Raw genomic sequence first — 22,135 nt, 5'->3', positions numbered from 1 at the left:
CGCCGTGCCGAGGACCGGGGGATCCTGGCGCACCGTGCCAGCGGGTGCGCGGATGGTGGCGCCACGCGTGGACCCGGCGGCGAAAACGGTTCGGGCCGGCCCGCCGTGACGGACCGGCCCGAACCGGTTGGTCGGGTGTGCTGGCTCAGCAGTCGAAGTACAGGGCGAACTCGTGCGGGGTCGGCCGCAGCCGGACCGGGTCCACCTCGTTGGCGCGCTTCCACTCGATCCAGGTCGAGATCAGGTCGGGCGTGAAGACGCCGCCCTCCAGCAGGAAGTCGTGGTCGGCCTCGAGCGCGTCGAGCACCTCCGGGAGCGAGCCGGGGACCTGCTTGACGTTGCCCCACTCCTCCGGCGGGAGGTCGTAGAGGTCCTTGTCGATCGGCTCCGGCGGCTCGATCTTGCTCTTGATGCCGTCGAGGCCGGCCATCATCATCGCGGAGAAGGCGAGGTAGACGTTGGCCGACGGGTCCGGGACCCGGAACTCGACCCGCTTCGCCTTGGCGTTGCTGCCGGTCACCGGGATGCGGGTGCAGGCGGAGCGGTTCCGCTGCGAGTAGACCAGGTTCACCGGCGCCTCGAAGCCCGGCACCAGGCGGCGGTAGGAGTTGACCGTCGGGTTGGTGAAGGCGAGCAGCGACGGGGCGTGGTGCAGCAGGCCGCCGATGTACCAGCGGGCGATGTCGGACAGGCCGGCGTAGCCGGTCTCGTCGTAGAACAGCGGCTCACCGTTCAGCCAGAGGCTCTGGTGGGTGTGCATGCCGGAGCCGTTGTCGCCGAAGAGCGGCTTGGGCATGAAGGTCGCGGTCTTGCCGTTCGCCCAGGCGGTGTTCTTGACGATGTACTTGAAGAGCTGGAGCTGGTCGGCGGCGTGCAGCAGGGTGGAGTACTTGTAGTTGATCTCGGTCTGGCCGGCGGTACCCACCTCGTGGTGCGAACGCTCGACGGTGAAGCCGACCTTCAGAAGGTTCTGGACGATCTTGTCGCGCAGGTCGGCGTAGTGGTCGACCGGCGGCACCGGGAAGTAGCCACCCTTGTACGCGGTCTTGTAGCCGCGGTTGCCGCCCGGCTCCTCCCGACCGGTGTTCCACCAACCCTCGATCGAGTCGATGTAGTAGTACGACTGGTGGGCCGAGGTCTCGTGCCGAATGGAGTCGAAGATGTAGAACTCCGCCTCGGGGCCGAAGTACGCGGTGTCGGCGATCCCGCTCGCCGCCAGGTAGGCCTCCGCCTTCTTCGCCACGTTCCGCGGGTCCCGGGAGTACGGCTCGCGGGTGAACGGGTCGTGGATGAAGAAGTTCAGTGCCAGGGTCTTCTGCTCGCGGAACGGGTCGATGAAGGCGGTCGCGACGTCCGGCAGCAGCAGCATGTCCGACTCGTGGATCGCCTGGAATCCGCGGATCGACGATCCGTCGAAGGCGAGACCGTCGGTGAAGATCTTCTCGTCGAACGACTCGACCGGCAGGTTGAAGTGCTGCATGACGCCGGGCAGGTCACAGAAGCGTACGTCGACGAACTTCACGTCCTCGTTTTTGAGGTATCGCAGAAGTTCCTCGGGGTTGGCGAACACACGTCCTCCTGGCACGTCCACTGATGGCTAGGCTGGTGGCGACGCTATGGCCATGCCGTTGCCCGAGCATGTCTCTGTTGTTTCCGCCGTGTTACGTCGTCTGCGGAGCGTGATCGCGCCTGGTGTGCGCCGGGCCCCGTCTCGGATGTTACCTGATTTGGGGTAAATGGCGAGTGTAACGCTGCTTGTGTCGTTTTTGGTGATTGGTCCTACCCCGGTCGGGCCGCCGAGGAGATTGCCGGCGCGCGGCGATACCCTGGCTTCCCGTGGCGACAAAGGATGACTCCGCGGCTGCGGCCGCGCCCGCGGCGGACGGAGACGGCGCGCCGGTAAGCCTGGCCCGCCGGTTCGCGGCGCTGTTCGTCGACTGGGCGCTCTGCGCCATGCTCTCCGCCCTCTTCGCCGACCCGATCCGGGACGGCTGGCCGCCGGTGGTGGTCCTGATCGCCGAGTACACCGTCTTCGTCGGCCTCTTCGCGCAGACGCCCGGCATGTGGATCTTCCGGCTGAGGTGCGTCGCGTACGACGACGGCGGGCGGATCGGTATCCCCCGGGCGCTGCTGCGCGCGGTGCTGCTCTGCCTCGCGGTGCCGCCGCTGCTGATGGACGAGCGCCAGCGCGGGCTGCACGACCGGCTGGCCGGCTCGGTCGTGGTCGCCGTTCCGCCGCCGGCGTCGACACGCTGATCGGCGTCGGCCGGTCGCTCTCGGGGCGCGACCGACCGGCGGAACTCGACGTGGTTGGCGCGTGCGGTTGTCGGCCCGGTCAGTCCGACGGGCCCGCGCTGACCTCGGCCCGCCAGCCGAACCCTGGCCCGCGCCGATCCAGATCCGCGACTGACCCCGGCCCGCGCCGACCCCCGGGTCACCGGCCCCGCATCTGCCGGAAGGCACCCTTCGGGGGACGCATGTTCTTCGGGATGGCACCCTTCGGCAGCTGCGGCCGGGCGGCGGAGAGGGCCTTGATGCGCCGGTCGAGGGCGTTCACCTCCTTGCCGCTGAGGCTGTGGGGCAGCCGCATGAGCGTCATCCGCAGCTTGCGGATCGACAGCTCACCCTCGCCCGACCCGATGGTGTAGTCGTAGAGCGGCGCCGAGCCGATCACCTTGGCCAGCCGCCGCTTCTCCTGGCCGAGCATGCTGCGGGTCCGCTGCCGGTTTCCCTCGGCCAGCAGGATCACGCCGGGGCGGCCGATGACCAGGTGGATCATGTCCAACTGGGTGGTCGAGCTGATCGCAGGCGTCACCCGCCAGCCCCCGCGCATGTTCTCCAGGATCGAGGCCGCGGCGCCGGGCTGCCCCTCGGCGGCGTTCATCATCGCGAGGTTGGAGCGCAGGTTCAGGACGATCAGCAGCGAGAGCAGGGTGACCAGGATGCCGACCGGCAGCCACAGCCAGCCCCACGCCAGCACCGCGACCACGGTCAGCGCGAGCGGGACGAGCACCGCGACGACGGCGAGCGGCACGAACCACTTGTCGCGTTTGGCGGTGAACGAGAACACCATCCCGATCTGCTTCAGCCGCTGGCCGAACGACACCTTCTCCTGCGCCTTTGCCATGCGAGGGAGTCTAGTGGTCCGGGTGTATCCCGACCGGTCCGCGGTCGACCGGCCCAGCGAGGGGCCGTAAGGACCTTACGCGGCAGACGGGCCGGGATCGCGCCGACCTGAGGTGGCCGGCGCGCCGGAGATGCGACGGCGTCCCGATGTCCGGGCCCCTCCTTCCGGCGGAGAGTCGACCTCGACGACAACGCCGAACACCGAGGAGTTCGACATGGTCCACGACGACCCCTACCTCCTGCTCGCCCTGCACCACGACCACCTGGCCGCCCTGCGCGCCGAGGTCGCCGCCGACCGGCTGGCCCGGTCGGTACGCACCCCCGGGCGGCGGGGACGTCCCCGCGGATTCGGGTGGCGCCGTCGGCCCCGCGACCTGGCATCGTTGACGTCGTGACCTTCCGTACCGTCAGCACCGTCCTCGTCGGTCGTCAGCCCGAGCTCGCCCTGCTCCGCGACACGTTGAAGCGGGTCCGGGCCGACGAGCCGGCGGTCGTGCTGGTGGGCGGCGAGGCCGGGGTGGGGAAGACCCGGCTCGTCGAGGAGTTCGGCCGGTACGTCCGTGCCGAGGGGGACCGGCTCCTCCTCGGCCAGTGCCTCGAACTCGGCGAGGAAGGGCTGCCGTTCGCGCCATTCGCCGCCGCACTGCGGCAGGTGCTGCGCGACGACGGGCCGGACGCGTTCGCCGGCTACGAGCGCGACTTCGCCCGGCTGTTGCCGGAACTCGCCCGGTTGACCGGGGGTGGTCCGGCCGATCCGGCCGTCCGCACCGCCCCGGCCGGCCCCGGGTTTGGCCCGGACTCGCCCCGGGGGTACCTGTTCGAGCTGGTCGCCGAGCTGTTCGGTCGGCTCGCCGCAGAACGGCCGCTGGTGCTGGTGATCGAGGATCTGCACTGGGCCGACCGGTCCACCCGCGATCTGATCGCCTTCCTGGCCCGGGTGGTCCGGCCGGCCCGGGTGCTGCTCATCTGCACCTACCGCTCCGACGAGCTGCACCGGGGCCACCCGCTGCGCCCGTTCCTCGCCGAACTGGACCGGGCCCGGGGCGTCGAGCGGATCGAGCTGGGCCGCCTGGACCGGGAGGGGACCGGCCAGATCCTCACCGAACTGTTCGGGTTCGAGCCGAGCGCGCGGGCGATCGACACCATCCACGAGCGGACCCAGGGCAACCCGTTCTTCATCGAGGAACTCGCCGCCTCCGGCGATCCCCAGGGCTGCGCCGAGCTGCCAGACACCCTGCGTGACCTGCTGCTGGCCCGGGTCGATCGGCTGCCCGAGCCCGCGCAGCGGGTGCTACGGATCGCCGCGGCCGGCGGGACCCGGATCGCCCACGAGCTGCTCGCCGAGGTCGCCGGGGCGCCCGAGGCCGAGCTGGAGGCCGCGCTGCGCGCCGCGGTCGCGGCCCAGCTCGTCGTCGCCCAGCCGGACGGCGGCTACGAGTTCCGGCACGCCCTGGTCCGGGAGGCCGTACACGAGGACCTGCTCCCGGGCGAGCACGCCCGGCTGCACGCCCGGTACGCCGCCGCGATCGAGGCCCAGCCCCAGCTGGTTCCGGACGGCCGGGCCCCGGCGGAGCTGGCCTACCACTGGTACGCGGCACACGACTACCCCCGGGCGCTCACCGCGACCTGGGCCGCCGCCGAGGCGGCCGGCTCCCGGTACGCGTACGCCGAGCAGGGGCGGCTGCTGGAGCGGATCCTCGAACTCTGGGAACAGGTGCCGGACGCCGCTCGGCGGCTGGGCATGGACCACCTCGCCCTGCTGGAGGCGACCCTGCTGGCCACCTCCACCGCCGGCGACTACCACCGGGCGCTGACCCTGACCCGGGCCACCCTCGACGAGCTGGACCGTGCGGCGGAGCCGCTGCGTGCCGCGCGGGTGCTGCTGCTCCGCGGCAGGCTGCTGCGCACCCTCGGCAAGGGCGACGGCCTGGACGAGCTGCGGCAGGCGTACGCGCTGGCGGCGGCGGTACCCGACGACACGGCGCGGGCCCGGCTCCTCGCCGACATCGCCTTCCAGGTGGTCCGGCTCGACCGGGGGGAGGGCGGCCGGATCGCCGCCGAGGCGAGGTCGGCGGCGCTGGTCTCTGGCAGCGAGGACGCGACCCTGGTCGCGACCCTGGCAAGCAGCTGGGTCTGTAGCCGGCAGGTCCCCCCCGACGCCGCCCTGGCCGAGTTGCGCCGGGCCGAGGGGCTGGCCCGAGCGGCGAATGACTCGTCAGCGCTGGTCACCACCCTGGTGGTCACCTCCGACACGCTCTTCGAGATCGGCCGGTACGCGGAGTCGGCCGAGGCGGCGGCGGCCGGGTTCGTCGAGGCCCGGCGGGTGGGGATCAGCCGTTCCACCGGCGCCTTTCTCCTCTCCAATCAGGCCGAGGCGCTGATCGCGTTGGGCCGGTGGGACGAGGCGGACGAGCTCTGCGGGGCGGCTGCCCGGCTCGATCTGCCCGGGTTCACCAACTACCACTGGCTGCTGCTGCGGGCCTGGCTGCGCCTGGCACGAGGGCAGGCGGGCGCCGAGGACCTGGTGGCCCGGGCGCTGGGCTTCCTCCGCCGGCCCTACTTCGCGCAGGACCTGCCGCTCTACGAACTGCGGATCGAGGCGGCGCTCGCCACCGGGGACACCGCGGACGCGGTCGCCGCCGCCACCGCGCTGCTCGACCGGCCGCTGTCCAGCCATCCCCGGTACGGCTGGCCCGCGCTGCTCGCCGCGACCCGGGTCGCCCTGACCGCTGGCGACGCCCGGCTCCGGGATCGGATAGCTGCCGCCCGGGAGGCGATCCCTGCCCGCTATCCCGCCGAGTTGGCCTGCGCCGCCCAGGTCGAGGCCGCGCTCGCTCCGCCGGCCGAGGCGCTGCCGCGGTGGCGGGCGGCGGTGTCGGCCTGGCGGGTCGCGGGCCAGCCGTACCGGCTGGCCCGGGCACTGGTCGGGCTGGCCGAGACGGCAGCCGGGGCGGGGGAGCGCGCGGAGGCCGCGACGGCGGTCGAGGAGGCGGCCCGGATCGCGGCCGGGCTCGGCGCCGGACCGCTGGCCGACGAGGTCGGGACGCTGGCCCGGCGGCTCGGGCTGCGGACCGCGTCGGGTGCGGTCCCCGGCCCGGACCTGCTCACCAGCCGGGAGCGGGAGGTGCTGCGACTGGTCGCGCAGGGGTACAGCAACAGCCAGATCGCCCGGCAGCTCTACATCTCGCCGAAGACCGCGAGCGTGCACGTCTCCCGGATCATCGCCAAGCTCGACGTCGCGAACCGGATCGAGGCCGCGGCGGTTGCTCACCGGCTGGGTCTGCTGGCGTCCGACGAGTCCGCGCCGTCCGGGCGGGGCTGACGGCGGGCCGGCTCGCGCGGGTGCGGGCGGGCCGCGGTGCGGCCTTGGCGGCGGCCTCGGCGATCTCCGCCGCCGGGCTCGGGCTCACCGCGGCACGCCGGCCCGGGGCAGCACCGGGGCGGCCCGGCCGGTGCCGTGGTCGCCCGGGCCCCTCTCCTCGTGGTACTCCGCCTCGACGTTGACCTCCCAGACGTCGTGGTCGGTGCCGTCGAGGATGTTCGACACCGTGAGCAGGGCGGTCATCATCGAGTGGTCGGCGTTGTTGTACCGGTGCATGCCGTTGCGGCCGACCGGGTGGACGTTCGGGACCTCCGCCTCGAGCCAGGCCCGGATCGTGGCGACGTTGTCCTTGTACGCGAAGTCGTAGAACGGGTACGCCCGGGGCATCCGGACCACGTAGCCGGCCTCGACCGAGCCCGGGCGGACCAGGCCGAGCTGCTCCAGCTCGGCGACGCCGAGCGCGATCAGTTCCTCGTCGGACCTGTTCCACAGCTCGTCGCCGATGCTGAGGAAGTACTCCAATCCCAGACAGGTACGCCCGTCCTTGACCAGGTACGGCGACCAGGAGCCGAAGTTCTGGATCCGCCCGACCTTGACCTCCGGCGCGTGGATGTAGATCCAGTTGTCCGGGAAGCTGAACTCCTCGGGCACCACCAGGGCGACGGTGAGGAAGTCACGGTGGAAGAGGTCCTTCGCGGCGGCGACCACCTCCGGCGGGGCGGGCGGATCCATCGCGAGCACCAGGTGCGAGATCGGCATCGAGGAGATGACGTGGTCGGCGGCGACCCGTCGCGACCCGTCCGGCCCGGTGACGGTGACCCCGACGGCGCGGCCGCCCTCCCGGTGCACCGTCTCGACCCGGGTGTTCAGGGTGATCGTGCCGCCCCGCTTCTCCACGTGCTCGGCGCAGCGTTCCCACATCATGCCGGGGCCGTACCTGGGGTAGTTGAACTCCTCGATCAGGCTGGTGATCTCCTTCTGGTTGCGCTTGGGGAGCAGCGCGTTCAGCACGGCGTTGGAGAGCGAGAGGTTCTTGATCCGCTGCGCGGCCCAGTCGGCGGAGAGCTCGGTCGCGGGTACGCCCCAGAGCTTCTCGTTGTAGGTCTTGAAGAAGTGGTTGAACAGCCGCCGTCCGAACCGGGCGGTGACCCAGCCCGCGAGGTGGGACTGGTCCTTCGGCGGTGAGATCCGCGCCCAGAGGTACGAGCCGACGCAGCGGACCGCCTCCAGCATCCCGAGGTTACGCAGCGCGTTGCCGGCCTTCAGCGGGTAGTCGTACAGCTTGCCCCGGTAGTAGATCCGGCTCATCCGGGGGCGGAGCAGGAAGTCCTCGTCCGGAAGAATCTCGTGCCACAGCGCCTCCACCTGGGGAACCTTGGTGAAGAAGCGATGCCCGCCGATGTCGAAGCGCCAGCCGTCACGCTCGACGGTACGGCTGATCCCGCCCACCACGTCGTCGGCCTCGAACACCTCGACCGTGGCGTTCCGCTTGGTCAGCTCGTACGCCGCGGTCAGGCCGGCGGGGCCGGCTCCGATGACTACGGTATGGGGCGCTGTCATATTTGTATTCATCACCTTCGACGTGCTGCCGACCAGTATCCGGCACAGGACGGCCGGAATCTAGCACGGTTGAAGGTCTCCGGCCCGCCGCTGCAGTGGTGGGAGCGACGGGCCGGTACGGCGGGCTGGCCGGGAATCCGGTGGGGAGGGAGCTATCCGGCGGCGGGCGGAGCGGACACGCCCCGGGCCTCGACGGCCTGCTGGTACAGCCGGCCGGCCCGGTACGACGAGCGCACCAGCGGCCCGCTCAGCACCCCGGCGAAGCCGATCTGCTCCGCCTCCTCCCGCAGCTCGACGAACTCCTCAGGGCGGACCCACCGCTCGACCGGGTGGTGCCGGGGCGTCGGCCGCAGGTACTGGGTGATGGTGACGAGTTCGCAGCCGGCCGCGTGCAGGTCACGCAGCGCCTGGGAAACCTCGGCCCGCTCCTCGCCGAGGCCGAGAATCAGGTTGGACTTGGTCACCAGGCCGGCGGCGCGGGCCTGGGAGATGACGTCCAGCGAGCGCTCGTAGCGGAACGCTGGCCGGATCCGCCTGAAGATCCGGGGCACCGTCTCGACGTTGTGCGCGAGCACCTCGGGGCGGGCACCGAAGACCTCCGCGAGCTGCGCGGAGTTGCCGTTGAAGTCGGGGATCAGCAGCTCCACGCCGCAGTGCGGCAGCCGGTCCAGCACGCCGCCGTCGGGCTGGACGCCGCCCTCCCGCCGGGTCAGCGCGTGGATCTGCCGGACGGTCTCGGCGTAGAGCCAGGCACCGCCGTCCGGGAGGTCGTCGCGGGCCACCCCGGTGACGGTGGCGTACCGCAGGCCCATCGCGACCACCGACTCGGCGACCCGGCGCGGCTCGTCCGCGTCGAAGTCCGCCGGCTTGCCGGTGTCGATCTGGCAGAAGTCGCACCGGCGGGTGCACTGGTCGCCGCCGATCAGGAACGTCGCCTCGCGGTCCTCCCAGCACTCGTAGATGTTGGGGCAGCCGGCCTCCTGACAGACCGTGTGCAGCCCCTCCCGGGAGACCAGGCCCCGGAGCTGGGTGTACTCCGGCCCCATCTTCGCCCTGACCTTGATCCACGGCGGCTTGCGTTCGATCGGCGTGGCGGCGTTGCGGGCCTCGATGCGCAGCAGCCGGCGCCCCTCAGGCGCGACGGGGGAGCCGCTGCGGGTCTCCGGTATGGTAGCGACGCTTCCCCGTCCGACGCCGGCGGCGGCGGGGGTCGCGGAGTGCTCGATGGTCACGAATCCGAGCCTACGCGCCGGCGGGTCCGCCGATCGACCGGAGGCGACCGGACTCACGTGCCGAAACGGGTGATGCCACTCACGGTCGTGGGAGATCGCTGATCACCTGGCGGCGTTGACCGCCCCGGGTGACCCCGTACCGCCGTATCCCCGTGGGCCGGGGCTCCCGGGGTGCCGCTTCCGGCCGGGGCGGCCCCGGGGCCCGGCCGCGGTCAGCCGAGCAGGGTCGGCAGGTGCCGCTCGACGACCGGCAGGACCTCGGCCACGGTGACCCGGCGGCCCAGTTCCGCGCTGAGTGAGGTGGTGCCGGCGTCCCGAATGCCGCAGGGCACGATCCGGTCGAAGGCGGAGAGGTCGCAGTCGCAGTTGATCGAGAACCCGTGCTGGGTCACGCCCCGGGAGACCCGCAGCCCGAGGGCGGCGACCTTGCGGTCCGGGCCGCGCTCGTCGGCCGGCACCCAGACGCCGCTGCGACCCTTGATGTCCACCCGCCGGGCGGAGGTCAGGCCCAACTCGTGGCAGACGTCGACCAGCATCTGCTCGGTACGGCGGACGAACGCGACCACGTCCACCGGCAGCCCCGAGTCGGCGCCGGGAAGCTTGATGATCGGGTAGCCGACGAGCTGGCCGGGGCCGTGCCAGGTGATCTTGCCACCACGGTCGACGTCGATCACCGGAGTGCCGTCGGTCGGACGGTCCCACGGTTCGGTGCGCTTGCCCGCGGTGTAGACGCTGGGGTGTTCGAGCAGGAGGACGGTGTTGGGCCGATCACCGGCGACGACCGCCTCGTGCACCCGGCGCTGCTCCGCCCACGCGGTCAGGTAGTCCACGGTCCCGAGGCGGATGCTGGTCAGCCCGGCGACGGTGTCGGTCGGGGCGATGGTGCCGGTCGATTCGACAACTGTGCTGGTCACGCCCCCAGCTTAGTTCGCTACCCACCGGTCGGACCGGTACGTGGTCGGGGTCACCGGGCGACAGCGGCGACCCGTCGGGGCATGATGCCCGGATGACACTGCTGTCGCGCGGCCTGGTCGCGGTACACGCGACGGTCGCGGCGCTGCGGCTGGGCTCGATGGCGTACAGCCTCTTCGTGCTCGGCCTCCTGGCCGGGCACCGAGCCGCGGCGGCCGACCCCGGCCCGGGGACACGGCGAGCCGGCCGGTGCGCGGCGACCGACGGCCTTCAGGCCGCCGGGACCCGCCAGAGCCAGACGTCGGAGACCCGCTCGGGCGGCCCGAGCAGCCGCGTGGTGGCCTCGAGCACCGCGTCGGGGTGCAACCGGTACTTCGCCCCGTGCATCTGTGGGTCGAGCACCACCACCTCGACCCCCCAGTACCGCAGGTCGGCCCGGGCGGCGGCGCGGTCGGCGTCGGTGATGGCCGGTACCTCGCCGGTCCTGGCCACCTCCGCGAGCAGGCTGTCCGTGGGGCGGGGCACCGGGCCGATCCGCCCCCGTCCGCCGGGGCCGCCCGGCCCGAGGAAGAACCCGGCCGGAATGCGGAACTCGCCCTGCCGGTGAGCCAGCGCGTACGCCTGCCAGCGCTGGCCGTCCGGGGTCAGGTCGACGGTGAGCGGCACCGGGGTGAGGACCCCGCCGTCCGAGACGTACGACCGCCAGAGGCCGGACGTGATGAACTCGGGCAGCGGTTCCCGTTGGACCGTCAGCAGGGTGGTCGGGACGAGCGGCACCAGCGCCGCCGCGAAGCCGACGATCCAGGCGGTCCGGATCCGCCCGGACGCGGGCCGGGCGCGCAGCTCGTCGACGGTGTGCGCGAGGAGCAGTCCGACCAGCGGCGCCACCACGAGGGCGAGCCGGGCCGGCAGTGCGGCGTTGAAGACCGGCAGGTCCCCGAGCAGGGTGTAGGGCAGCGGGATGTCGGTGTGGACGCCGAAGATCTTCACCCGGGGCCCCCAGGAGAGGACCGTGAAGACGAGCGCGCTGACCGCGAGCGCCCGTAGCGTGGCGCGGCGGGCGGGGTCGGCGCGACGCCAGAGCACGACGAAGCAGACCACGGCCAGCACGAGCAGCGGGATACCGAAGAAGGAGTTCTCCTCGGTCGGGTTCGGTGCCAGCGACGTACCGAGGCCGAGCAGTCCGGCCAGGGTCCGTTGCGGGTACGCGCCGTACGCGGCGACGTCCTCGGCGTGGATGATCGGGTCGAAGCCGGTGCCGTGGAAGCGCTGCGGCCCGAAGAAGTGCATCCAGAGCGGGTACGCCAGCAGCGCGAACGCCACGACGGCGGTGACCCCCATGCCACGCAGAAAGTCCGCGAGGGCGGCCTGGACCTCGGCCCGGCGCGACCGGTGTGCCGCCCAGGTGCCGAGGAAGACCCCGCAGGCCAGCGCGGTGGCGAAGAGCCCCTCGGCGGCGATCGAGAACGCCACCGCGACCAGGACGCCGAGCAGGACCCCGTTGCGGAGCCAGCGGCCGGGCTGGCGCAGCCGGAGCACTCCCCAGACCAACATCGGGGCGATCCAGCCGGCGCTCCAGTTCAGGTGGGCGTTGGCGTGGGCGACGATGCCGGGCGCGAAGCCGATGACGACCCCGCCGAGCAGCGCCGCGGCGCCGCTTGCCACGAGGTGCCGGGAGAGCAGCCAGTACCAGGCGAGGACGGTGCCGGCGAGGTTGAGGGTGAGCACCACCAGGAAGGTTGCCGACGGTCCGATGAGGTAGGTCAGCGGCGCGAAGAGCACGGCGTAGACCGTGATCGAGGTGTTGAGCGCGAGGTTGACCCCGTTCGGGACGTTCACCAGCTCGGTGAAGAACGGGTTCTGGCCGTGGGTGAGCGCGTGCGCGCCGTACGCCAGCAGCCACTCGAAGAATGCCTGGTCACTGGTGTTGACGGTGAGCGCCCGGCCGTTCGGATCCTGCCACAGCCCACTGGTGATCCAGAGCGCCCCGACGACCGCGATCGCCGCCGCGAGGAGGTCTGTCCGGCGCCGACCCGGTCGGTCGGCGGCGGAGGCGGAGGGCGGCGGGGTCGGCCCGGCCAGGGCGGGCGGGGAGAGCGGCACGGGCCGGAGGGTACCAACCTGACCCCGACACGCCGACGAACCCGGCAACCTTGACGACTTGAATGGAAATGATTTCCAATCTAAATTGCATCTGTCAGTAAACAGGAGGATTCCCACCGTGAAGGTTGCGTTCGTCGGCAAGGGTGGCAGCGGCAAGACCACCCTGGCCGCCCTCTTCGCCCGCCATCTCGCGACGCTGGAGGCCGACGTTCCGGAGACCGGGGGCCGGAGCGCCGGTCCGGCCCGGCCGCCGCTGCTCGCCATCGACGCCGACATCAACCAGCACCTCGCCACGGCGCTCGGCGCGACCGAGGAGGAGGCGGCCGGGCTGCCCGCGCTCGGCGACCACCTTGCCGAGATCAAGGAGTACCTGCGGGGCGACAATCCCCGGATCTCCTCGGCGGCGGCGATGGTCAAGACCACCCCACCCGGCCGCGGCTCCCGACTGCTCTCCGTCGACGGTGCCAACCCGATCTACGACCGACTGGTCCGCGAGGTGGGCGGGGTACGGCTCGCGGTGACCGGCCCGTTCGGCGCCGAGGACCTCGGCGTCGCCTGCTACCACGCCAAGGTCGGTGCGGTGGAACTCCTCCTCAACCACCTGGTCGACGGCCCCGGCGAGTACGTCGTCGTGGACATGACCGCCGGCGCCGACTCCTTCGCCTCCGGACTCTTCACCCGGTTCGACGTGACCTTCCTGGTCTGCGAGCCGACGCTGCGCAGCGTCGGCGTCTACCGGCAGTACGTCGGCCACGCCCGCGACTACGGCGTCACCGTGCACGTGGTCGGCAACAAGGTCGACGACGCCTCCGACGTCGACTTCCTGCGCCAGCACGTCGGCGCCGACCTGCTCACCTGGCTGACCCGGTCCCGCTACGTCAAGGGAGCCGAACGGGGCGCCCCGGAACCGCTCGCCGCGTTGGAGCCGGAGAACCGGGCGGCGCTGGAACTGCTTCGGACGACGGTGGACGCCCAGGTCAAGGACTGGGCGACCTACCACCGGCACGCGGTCGAGTTCCACCTGCGCAACGCGGTCGCCTGGGCCAACGACCGGGTCGGCGAGGACCTCGCCGGTCAGGTCGACCCGGACTACGTCCCCGGCCCGGTGGCCTCGGTCCACTGACCGGCCCCCGCCGCCCACCACGTACGCCCGTCCCGATCCGCGCCTCGCACCTCCCCATTGGGTCACCGGCCCGCACCGGGCCGGTCTCTACCGAAGGAGTAGTAAGGATGTCCCTCGACGTACCCGCCGCTCTGCTGGAGCGGGCCGAAGCCGGCAAGGTCGACGACGCCGAGTTCGTCGACTGCGTCCGGCGCTCGCTGCCGTACGCCTGGGCGGTGGTCTCCGACGTGGCCGCCCGGGCGCACGCCACCTCCGCCGACTACGCCGACCACGCCGTACCGCCGCCGAGCGAGGCGGAGCGCGGGCAGCTCCTCCGGGCGCTGGCCAGCGACGCCATCCGGGGCGGCCTGGAGCGGCACTTCGGAGTGAAGCTGGCGTTCCAGAACTGCCACCGGGTCGCCGCCTTCAAGCTCGCCGCGGTGGGTGGTGAGACGTACCGGCGGTTCATCTCGCCGGTGGCCCAGATCCGTAACCAGTCGCCGGAGCTGCGCGACTGCTGAGCGCGCTCCGTCCCGGCACGCCGCGTCGCCCCGGTTGCGGGGCGGCGCGGCGCCGCCCGGTGGAGCCTGTGGCGGTGCTGGCCGGTTACGCCGGCCGCGCGGACCGTCAGGCGAGCGCGGCGCGCAGCGCGCTCGCCAGGTCCGGGTGCGTGTAGCGGAACCCGGCGTCGCGGAGGACGCCCGGCAGCACCCGGAGGCTGCGCAGGGCCTCGATCGACATCTCGCCGAGCAGGATCCGCAGCGCGAACCCGGGAACGGGCATCACGGTGGGTCGGCGCAGCTGCCGGCCGAGGGCCTTGGTGAACTCGGCGTTGGTCACCGGGGCCGGGCCGACCACGTTGACCGGTCCGGCGATCTCGTCCCGGGCCAGCAGGAAACTGACCGCCGACAGCCAGTCCTGCATCGAGATCCACGGAATCCACTGTCGACCGCTGCCGAACTTGCCCGCGATGCCGAGCCGGTACGGCAGCAGTTGCGGCTTGAGGAAGCCGCCGGCCCGGTCCAGCGGCAGCCCGGTGCGCAGCCGCACGACCCGTACCCCGGCCTGCTCCGCCGGCGCGGTCGCCGCCTCCCACACCCGGCAGAGGTCCGCCATGAAGCCGTCCCCGGCCGGGGCGTCCTCCTCGACCGGACGGTCGCCGGTGTCGCCGTACCAGCCGATCGCCGAGCCGTTCAGGAACGTGCGTGGCCGGTCCTCGGCCGGCAGGGCGGCGATCGCCCGGGCGAGCGTCGCGGTGGTGTCGACCCGGCTGCTGCGGAGCTCCTCCTTGAAGCTGGCGGTCCACCGCCGGTCGCCGATGTTCGCGCCGGCGAGGTTGATGACCGCGTCGGCCCCGGACAGCTCCGTCGGATCCAGTTGGCCGGTGGCCGGGTCCCACCGGATCTCGCCCGGTCCCCGTACCGGACGGCGGACCAGCCGAACGAGTTCGTGGCCCTCCGCGCGGAGCCGATCTGTCAACCGGGTGCCGAGGAAGCCGGACGCGCCGGCGACGAGGATGCGCATTCTCGTATCTTCGCCCACGGTCGGCGCCGCGGCCCGACCGGCCGTGCCGCGGATGGCCGGGTGGCGCGGGCGGTTGCCCGGGTGACGCGGCGGATGGTCGGCCCGTCCGGCGGGCTGCGGAAACCCGGCGACGCGGGTAACCCGGCGGGGCGGACGCGATCGGGACGCCTGGCGCTCCCGGTGCGGGGCGGAGACGGCGCGGGGCGCCCGGCCGTGACCGGGCGCCCCGCGGTGCCGTCTGGATCAGGACAGGCCGAGTTCGGCCTCGAACTGTCCGGCCTCCAGCCGCTCCTTCACCGCCGTCAGGAAGCGCGCGGCGTCCGCGCCGTCGATCAGCCGGTGGTCGTAGGAGAGGGCGAGGTAGACCATCGAGCGCGGCACGATCACCTCGCCGAGCTCCGGGTCGGTCACCACGACCGGCCGCTTCACCACCGCACCGGTACCGAGCATCGCCGACTGCGGCGACGGCACGATCGGGGTGTCGAAGAGCGCACCCCGGCTGCCGGTGTTGGTAAGGGTGAAGGTGGCCCCGGCGATCTCGTCGGGGTTGATCTTGTTGGTTCGGGTCCGTTCCGCCAGGTCGGCGATCCGGCGGGCCAGGCCGGCCAGGTTCAGGTCCCCGGCGTTGTGGATCACCGGCACCATCAGGCCCCGTTCGGTGTCGACCGCGATACCGAGGTGCTCGGCGTCCGGGTAGGTGATCGTCCCGGCGTCGAGGTCCATCCGGGCGTTCACCACCGGGTACCGCTGAAGCGCCTCCACCGCGGCGAGCGCGAAGAACGGCAGGAACGACAGCTTCACGCCGTGCCGCTCGAGGAAGGAGTCCTTGGCCTGGGCCCGCAGCTTCGCCACCTTCGTGACGTCGACCTCCACGACGGTGGTGAGCTGCGCCATCTCGTGCAGCGACTCCTGCATCCGCTTCGCGATGACCGCACGGATCCGGGGCAGCTTCTGGGTGCTGCCACGCAGCGGGCTCGGCTCCGCCTTCGGCGCCGCGGCCGGTGCCGCCGCCGGCGCGGCCGCCTTGGCCGCACGGGCCCGCTCGGCCGCCTCCAGGACGTCCTGCTTCCGGATTCGCCCGCCGACACCGCTGCCGGTCAGGGTGGCGAGGTCGACCCCGTGCTCGGCGGCGAGCTTGCGGACCAGCGGGGTGACGTACCCGGCACCGTTCTCGGTCCTGGGCCGCGCGGCGGGCGCGGCCGGGGCGGCCGGAGCCGGCCGCGCGGCCTGCTCGGCGCGGCCCGGCTCGGTCGACGCCTCGGTCTCCGGCGCCGGCTTCTCGTACGAGGCGCCGGTCGGAGCCGGGGCGGGGGCGCTCGGGGCCGGAGCGGGAGCGGCCTGCGCCGGTTCGGGCGCCGGGGCCGGCTTCGCGGGCTCGGCCGGCCGGGCACCCGCGGTGCCGATCACCGCCAGATCGGCGCCGACCGGGGCGGTCTCGTCCTGCGACACCCGGATCTCCAGCAGCGTGCCGGCGACCGGGGACGGGATCTCGGTGTCGACCTTGTCGGTCGAGACCTCGACCAGCGGCTCGTCAACCTCGACGGTGTCGCCGACCTGCTTCAGCCAGCGGGTGACGGTCCCCTCGGTGACGCTCTCCCCGAGGGCCGGCATCTTGACGACCGTGCCCTCGCCACCGGCCGGGGCGGCCTGCGCGGTCGTGGGCTCCGGCGCGGCGGGCTGTGCGGCCGGGGCCGGCTGTTCCGGGGCCGGCTGTTCCGCGGCGGCGGCCGGTGCCGGGGCGGCGGCGCCGGTCGACTCGCCCTCTCCGTCGATCACCGCCAGCTCGCTGCCGACCTCGGCGGTCTCGTCCTCTCTCACCACGATCCGGGCCAGCACGCCGGCCGCCGGGGACGGGATCTCGGTGTCGACCTTGTCGGTGGAGACCTCGAGTAGAGGCTCGTCGACCTCGACCCGGTCACCCTCCTGCTTCAACCAGCGGGTGACGGTGCCCTCGGTGACGCTCTCGCCGAGCCGGGGCATGGTGACCGATACCGGCATCTTCTACGACTCCTTCGTGGCCTGTGCGATCCTCGCCCGGTTGCCGCCGGGCACCGCGGAAGTTGACTGTGGTCAGGCGTGCGCGTGCAGCGGCTTGCCGGCCAGGGCCAGGTGGGCCTCGCCGAGCGCCTCGCTCTGGGTGGGGTGGGCGTGGATGAGCTGCGCCACCTCGGCCGGGTACGCCTCCCAGTTGACGATGAGCTGCGCCTCGCCGACCAGCTCGCCGAGCCGGGCGCCGACCATGTGTACGCCGACCACCGGCCCGTCGACGACCCGAACCAGCTTGACGAAGCCGGCGGTCTTGAGGATCTGGCTCTTGCCGTTGCCACCGAGGTTGTAGTTGTAGGTGACGATCTTGTCCGCGCCGTACCGCTCCTTCGCCCGGGCCTCGGTGAGACCGACGGAGGCCAGCTCGGGGTCGGAGTAGGTGACCCGCGGGATGCCCGTCTCGTCGATCACCGCCGGGTTGCGGCCGGCGATCTCCTCGGCGACGAAGATGCCCTGCTGGAAGCCGCGGTGCGCGAGCTGCAGCCCCGGCACGATGTCGCCGACGGCGTAGATGTTCCCCACCCCGGTGCGCAGCCGCTCGTCGGTCAGCACGAAGCCGCGGTCGAGCCGGATGCCCTGCTCCTCGTACCCGAGGCCGGCGGTGTTGGGGCCGCGGCCGACGGCGACCAGCAGCAGCTCGGCCTCGAACGTCTGGCCGCCCTCGATCGTCACCTTCACACCCGAGTCGGTGTACTCCGCCTTCTCGAAGCGCTTGCCGACCGAGAACTTGATGCCCCGCTTGCGGAACGCCCGCTCCAGCGCCTTCGACGACTCCTCGTCCTCGGCCGCGACCAACCGGGGCAGCGCCTCGATGATCGTCACATCGACGCCGAAGGACTTCCAGACGCTGGCGAACTCGACGCCGATGACGCCGCCGCCGAGCACGATCGCCGAGGTCGGTACGCGGTCCAGGGTCAGCGCGTGGTCGCTGGTGATCACCCGCTCGCCGTCGATCTCCAGGCCGGGAAGGGTGCGCGCGTACGACCCGGTGGCGAGGACGATGTTGCGGCCGGTGTAGCGCCGCCCGTCGACCTCGATGGTTTCCGGGCCGACCAGTCGGCCGTGCCCCTCGACGAGAGTGATCTTCGCGCTCTTGACCAGTCCCTGCAGGCCCTTGTAGAGCCGGGAGATGACGCCTTCCTTGTAGCTGTTCACTCCCGACATGTCGATGCCGACCAGCTCGGCCTTCACGCCGAACTGCTCGGACTCCCGGGTCTGGTCGGCGATCTCCGCGGCGTGCAGCAGGGCCTTGGTGGGAATGCAGCCGTTGTGGAGGCAGGTGCCACCGAGCTTGCCCTTCTCGATCAGTGCGACCGACAGGTCCAGCTGTGCGGCGCGCAGCGCCGCCGCGTACCCGCCGCTGCCACCGCCGAGGATGACGACATCGAAGGTTCCGCCGTTCGGCTCTGTCACAGTTAACTCCCAGGTCGCGTCGCTGCTAGGTGATGCCGGACAACCGGGCATACCGCCCCCCGGCCGAGGTCTGCCGACCGGAGGGGCGTGGACGTTCTCCGACTAGTCTGTCCGCCACCGGCGAGCGCCCACCTCGGTCATCTTGTCACTTGAGTACGCGGGCCGCGTACCGAGGTGCCCAAGGACACGTCGCCGGGACGTACGCTTGCCGGAAGTCGCCAGTTACACCACGGGGCGGACGTGGTGGGGAGGAGAGATCGGGTGGCCTGGTTTCGCCGGCGGAAAAAGGCGGTTGTGCCGGCGGGTGACCGCCCGGCCAGCCGCGCCGATCTTGAACATCTCGAACAGTTTGTCCGGACGAGGCGGGGTGTCGAGGCGTTCATCGAACCCCGGACCACCGTGACCGAGACCACGGTGATGTTGGTCGCGCACGATGGCGAGTGGACGCGGCGGCGCATCGACGGCCCAGAGGGCGCGCGGCGGTTCGCCCACCGGATGGCGATTCCCATCTATGACGTCCGGTTGGTGGGTTATCCGCAGCGGATGCGCGACTACAACGAGCGCCGCAAGCGGATGAACGGCTGAGGCGCCCGCGCCGCCACCGCCATCTCCGGCGCGATCCGGGGCCGGTGTGTGCCCACCGCTGGTCGCGGCCCGGCCCGGCCCGCGAGTCGAGCTCGGCGAGCGGGCCCGTCCCGGCGCCGGGCAGTGGGCCGAGGAGGCCGGCCTGGCCGTGCCGCTCGGCCCGCTGCCCGCCGTCTCACCGGGCTGTCGGCCCGATGTCGCCGCCCCACCGCGGACCGGCGACTCCGGGGCGGGCACCCCCGCCCCGGAGGCCCGGAGGTCAGCCGTTCGCGGCGATGTCGTCGACCAGTTCCAGCAGGGTCCGCACCGGCACCCCGGTGCCGCCCTTGGTCCAGTAGCCGGTCGGCTCACCCGAGTGGTAGCTCGGGCCGGCGATGTCGATGTGCGCCCACGGCACGTCCTCGGCGACGAACTCCCGGAGGAAGACCCCACCCTGCAGCATGTGGCCGGCGCGGTCCATCGAGGCGTTGACCTGGCAGATGTCGGCCACCTCCGAGTCCATCCCCTTCCGGACGTCGTCCGGCAGCGGCATCGGCCAGGTCGGCTCGCCGGCCGCGTCGCCGGCCGCCTGGACCCGCTGGCAGAGCTCCGTCGTCCCCATCACCCCGGCCACCCGCTTGCCGAGCGCGACCACCTGACCGCCGGTGAGCGTCGAGGTCTCGATCAGGTAGTCGCAGCCGTCCTCACAGGCCCGGGCCATCGCGTCGGCGACGATCATCCGCCCCTCGGCGTCGGTGTTGAGCACCTCGACCCGCTTGCCGTTGTACATGGTCACCACGTCGCCCGGGCGGTAGGACCTGCCCGACGGCATGTTCTCGGCCATCGGCAGATATCCGGTCACCGCCACCGCCGGCTTCAGCTCGGCGACCGCGAGCAGCGTGGCGGCGACCGCCGCCGCACCGGCCATGTCGGACTTCATCTCCCACATGCCCTGGGCCGGCTTGATCGAGACGCCGCCGGTGTCGAAGGTGATGCCCTTGCCGACCAGCGCGACCCGCTTCGACGCGGCGTCGCCCCCGGCGGTGTCAGGGGTGTAGGAGAGCCTCACCAGCCGCGGCGGCGCCCCCGAACCCTGGCCGACGGCGAGGATGCCGCCGTAGCCGCCGGCCGCCAGCGCCTGCTCGTCGAGGATCTCCACCGCGAGCCCGGCCTCCCGGGCGGCGGCGGCGACCGACTCGGCGAACGACGGCGGACGCAGCTCGTTCGGGGCGGTGTTGACCCAGTCCCGGGCCCGGGCCACCGCCCGGGCCACCACCGTGGCGCGGGCGACCTCCGCCTGGGCCCGCGCGTCGCTGGCGTCCGGCACGTGCAGCGCGACCGCGGCGACCGGAGGCCGGCGGGTCGGCTGCGGCCGGGTCTTGTAGCCGGCGAACCGGTACGCGCCGAGCAGCGCGCCCTCGGCGGTGGCCCGCAGCACGGCTCCGGCGTCCTCGTCGTCCGGTACGGGCAGGGTCAGCGCGACCCGCTCGGCGCCGGCGAGCGCCCGGACCGCCGAGGCGGCGGCCCGGCGCAGCGTCTCCGGGGCCGGGGCGGCGCCGGTCGGCTCCGGGCCGAGGCCCACCGCGACGACCAGCGGCGCGGTGATGGTGCCGAGGGTTGCGAGTTTGATCACCTCGCCGGGGCTCCCGGTGGCGCCCAGCAGCGCCAGGGTCTCGGTCAGCCGACCGTCGAACGCCGCGGCGATGCTCTCCGCGCCGCTGGCGAGGAGGAGGGTGTCGGCGAGATTCACGATCCGTTCGGTCGTCTCTGCGTCCGTGTTCTGGCTGTGCAGGCCGATCACGACGGCGTCGACAGCGAGTTCGGCGGGGTCGGTGTCGACCAGGCTGAGGGTGGTGCTGGGCGATGTCACTCGGCGGCTCCGGTACGGGCACGGCCGGCCGCAGGTACGCCGGCCGGCGAAACGGTCTCCGGCGCAACCTACCTGCCGGAGGAGGGACTGTCCCGCCGACGGTCGGCCGGAGGGGTCCCGCCGATGCTAACCACACGCCCCTACGCAGGTAGGTTGCCTCCCATGACGAACGTGACCCAGGTGCCCGGCTCGACCCCGGAACCCTCCACCGACCAGCTCCGCCACTCGCCGCTACACGAACGGCACGTCGCGCTGGGCGCCAAGTTCGCCGCCTTCGGCGGCTGGTCCATGCCCCTCGAGTACGCCGGTGGCGGGGTCCTCGCCGAGCACACCGCGGTGCGGACCGGGGTGGGCGTGTTCGACGTCTCGCACCTGGGCAAGGCCCGGATCACCGGCCCGGGCGCCGCCGACTTCGTCAACACCTGCCTCAGCAACGACCTGGGCCGGATCGGGCCGGGGCGGGCCCAGTACACGCTCTGCTGCGACGAGGGCACCGGCGGGGTGGTGGACGACATCGTCGCCTACCTGTACGGCCCCGACCAGGTCTTCCTGGTGCCGAACGCCGCCAACACCGCCGAGGTGGTCCGCCGGCTGCGGGCCGCCGCCCCGGACGGCATCACCGTCACCGACGAGCACGAGGCGTACGCCGTCCTGGCGGTGCAGGGGCCACGCTCGGCGGAGACGCTCGACGCGCTCGGCCTGCCGACCGGGCACGACTACATGAGCTTCGTCACCGCCGACCTCACGGACATCCCGCTGGTGGTGTGCCGGACCGGCTACACCGGCGAGCACGGCTACGAGCTGGTCGTCCCTGCGGAGACCGCCGCCAGGGTCTGGGACGCGCTGCTCGCGGCCGGGGAGCCGTACGGCATCCGGGCCTGCGGACTGGGTGCCCGGGACACCTTGCGGACCGAGATGGGCTATCCGCTGCACGGCCAGGACCTGTCGCCGGAGATCACCCCGGTCCAGGCCCGGCTGGGCTGGGCGGTCGGCTGGCAGAAGCCGGCGTTCTGGGGCCGGGCGGCGCTGGTCGCGGAGCGGGAGGCGGGACCCCGTCGTACTCTCTGGGGCCTGGAGGCGGCGGGCCGGGGCATTCCGCGCCCCGGTATGACGGTGCTCCTCGGCGACCGTACGGTCGGGACGATCACCAGCGGCACCTTCTCGCCGACCCGGAAGCTCGGCATCGCCCTGGCCCTGCTCGACACCGCGGCCAGGCTGGGGCAGGGGGACGAGGTCGAGGTGGACATCCGGGGCCGCCGGAGCCCGATGCGGGTGGTCCGGCCGCCGTTCGTCCAGCCGTCCGTGCGGTAGCCCGATCCGGGCGGCCACCGCGTACCACCGGACGACCAGCCGGTTCGGGG

At 72.7% G+C, this 22,135-nt stretch carries 17 protein-coding genes; 7 read left to right on the top strand and 10 right to left on the bottom strand.

Annotated features, from left to right (window positions below):
* Window positions 1-145: 145 nt before the first annotated feature.
* Window positions 146-1,570, bottom strand: coding sequence for a type I glutamate--ammonia ligase (gene glnA, locus EF879_RS17465; protein WP_123559860.1), 1,425 nt, complete (start codon window positions 1,568-1,570; stop codon window positions 146-148).
* Window positions 1,571-1,836: 266 nt separating this feature from the next.
* Here glnA and EF879_RS17460 point away from each other — a divergent pair, with 266 nt between their 5' ends.
* Entirely contained in the window at window positions 1,837-2,256 is a 420-nt protein-coding gene (locus EF879_RS17460; protein ID WP_370375515.1) for an RDD family protein, read from the top strand.
* A 178-nt stretch (window positions 2,257-2,434) separates the two neighbouring features.
* Here the strand turns inward: EF879_RS17460 and EF879_RS17455 are convergent, their stop codons facing one another.
* Window positions 2,435-3,127, bottom strand: a complete 693-nt coding sequence (locus EF879_RS17455) for a DUF4191 domain-containing protein (RefSeq protein ID WP_123559858.1) — start codon at window positions 3,125-3,127, stop codon at window positions 2,435-2,437.
* 214 nt (window positions 3,128-3,341) lie between these two features.
* Between EF879_RS17455 and EF879_RS27010 the strand changes: the two genes are divergently transcribed.
* The gene (locus EF879_RS27010) at window positions 3,342-3,521 is read left to right on the top strand and encodes a hypothetical protein (protein WP_148086468.1); all 180 of its coding nucleotides are present in this window, start codon (window positions 3,342-3,344) and stop codon (window positions 3,519-3,521) included.
* A complete protein-coding gene (locus EF879_RS17445; RefSeq protein WP_233604534.1) occupies window positions 3,518-6,448 on the top strand; it encodes an AAA family ATPase in 2,931 nt (976 codons plus the stop codon). The genes EF879_RS27010 and EF879_RS17445 overlap by 4 nt, the downstream gene beginning before the upstream one ends.
* An 84-nt stretch (window positions 6,449-6,532) precedes the next feature.
* Here EF879_RS17445 and EF879_RS17440 read toward each other — a convergent pair whose 3' ends face one another.
* From EF879_RS17440 to EF879_RS17425, 4 genes are all read right to left on the bottom strand, one after another.
* The gene (locus tag EF879_RS17440) at window positions 6,533-8,008 is read right to left on the bottom strand and encodes an NAD(P)/FAD-dependent oxidoreductase (protein WP_123559854.1); all 1,476 of its coding nucleotides are present in this window, start codon (window positions 8,006-8,008) and stop codon (window positions 6,533-6,535) included.
* 152 nt (window positions 8,009-8,160) lie between these two features.
* Window positions 8,161-9,240: a lipoyl synthase gene (locus EF879_RS17435; protein ID WP_370375514.1), complete on the bottom strand. Its 1,080-nt coding sequence runs from the start codon at window positions 9,238-9,240 to the stop codon at window positions 8,161-8,163.
* A 212-nt stretch (window positions 9,241-9,452) separates the two neighbouring features.
* A complete protein-coding gene (lipB, locus tag EF879_RS17430) occupies window positions 9,453-10,121 on the bottom strand; it encodes a lipoyl(octanoyl) transferase LipB (RefSeq protein ID WP_123560042.1) in 669 nt (222 codons plus the stop codon).
* 301 nt (window positions 10,122-10,422) lie between these two features.
* Window positions 10,423-12,255, bottom strand: coding sequence for a DUF2079 domain-containing protein (locus EF879_RS17425; protein ID WP_370375513.1), 1,833 nt, complete (start codon window positions 12,253-12,255; stop codon window positions 10,423-10,425).
* Between the two features lie 118 nt (window positions 12,256-12,373).
* Between EF879_RS17425 and EF879_RS17420 the strand changes: the two genes are divergently transcribed.
* Both EF879_RS17420 and EF879_RS17415 read left to right on the top strand, forming a co-directional pair.
* Window positions 12,374-13,378: an ATP-binding protein gene (locus tag EF879_RS17420; protein WP_123559848.1), complete on the top strand. Its 1,005-nt coding sequence runs from the start codon at window positions 12,374-12,376 to the stop codon at window positions 13,376-13,378.
* A 107-nt stretch (window positions 13,379-13,485) separates the two neighbouring features.
* Window positions 13,486-13,878, top strand: a complete 393-nt coding sequence (locus tag EF879_RS17415; protein ID WP_123559846.1) for an SCO5389 family protein — start codon at window positions 13,486-13,488, stop codon at window positions 13,876-13,878.
* Between the two features lie 106 nt (window positions 13,879-13,984).
* Here the strand turns inward: EF879_RS17415 and EF879_RS17410 are convergent, their stop codons facing one another.
* The 3 genes from EF879_RS17410 to lpdA form a co-directional block, all read right to left on the bottom strand.
* A complete protein-coding gene (locus tag EF879_RS17410) occupies window positions 13,985-14,881 on the bottom strand; it encodes a TIGR01777 family oxidoreductase (protein WP_123559844.1) in 897 nt (298 codons plus the stop codon).
* 243 nt (window positions 14,882-15,124) lie between these two features.
* Window positions 15,125-16,879, bottom strand: coding sequence for a 2-oxoglutarate dehydrogenase, E2 component, dihydrolipoamide succinyltransferase (sucB, locus tag EF879_RS17405; RefSeq protein ID WP_123559842.1), 1,755 nt, complete (start codon window positions 16,877-16,879; stop codon window positions 15,125-15,127).
* Between the two features lie 72 nt (window positions 16,880-16,951).
* Window positions 16,952-18,391 carry a dihydrolipoyl dehydrogenase gene (gene lpdA, locus EF879_RS17400; protein ID WP_199736476.1) on the bottom strand — a complete coding sequence of 480 codons (1,440 nt, stop codon included), beginning with the start codon at window positions 18,389-18,391 and terminating at the stop codon, window positions 16,952-16,954.
* A 210-nt stretch (window positions 18,392-18,601) separates the two neighbouring features.
* On the opposite strand from lpdA, the gene EF879_RS17395 reads away from it, so the two are divergent.
* Window positions 18,602-18,925: a hypothetical protein gene (locus tag EF879_RS17395; RefSeq protein ID WP_123560040.1), complete on the top strand. Its 324-nt coding sequence runs from the start codon at window positions 18,602-18,604 to the stop codon at window positions 18,923-18,925.
* Window positions 18,926-19,184: 259 nt separating this feature from the next.
* Here the strand turns inward: EF879_RS17395 and EF879_RS17390 are convergent, their stop codons facing one another.
* Window positions 19,185-20,774, bottom strand: coding sequence for a leucyl aminopeptidase (locus EF879_RS17390; protein WP_123559838.1), 1,590 nt, complete (start codon window positions 20,772-20,774; stop codon window positions 19,185-19,187).
* Window positions 20,775-20,936: 162 nt separating this feature from the next.
* On the opposite strand from EF879_RS17390, the gene gcvT reads away from it, so the two are divergent.
* Entirely contained in the window at window positions 20,937-22,085 is a 1,149-nt protein-coding gene (gcvT, locus tag EF879_RS17385; RefSeq protein ID WP_233604533.1) for a glycine cleavage system aminomethyltransferase GcvT, read from the top strand.
* The last annotated feature ends 50 nt before the right edge of the window (window positions 22,086-22,135 follow it).

It is taken from the genome of Micromonospora sp. HM5-17 (assembly GCF_003762835.1).
GTDB lineage: Bacteria > Actinomycetota > Actinomycetes > Mycobacteriales > Micromonosporaceae > Plantactinospora.
Note: the sequence above shows the minus strand (reverse complement) of the source record. Positions and strands in the feature narration are given on the sequence as shown.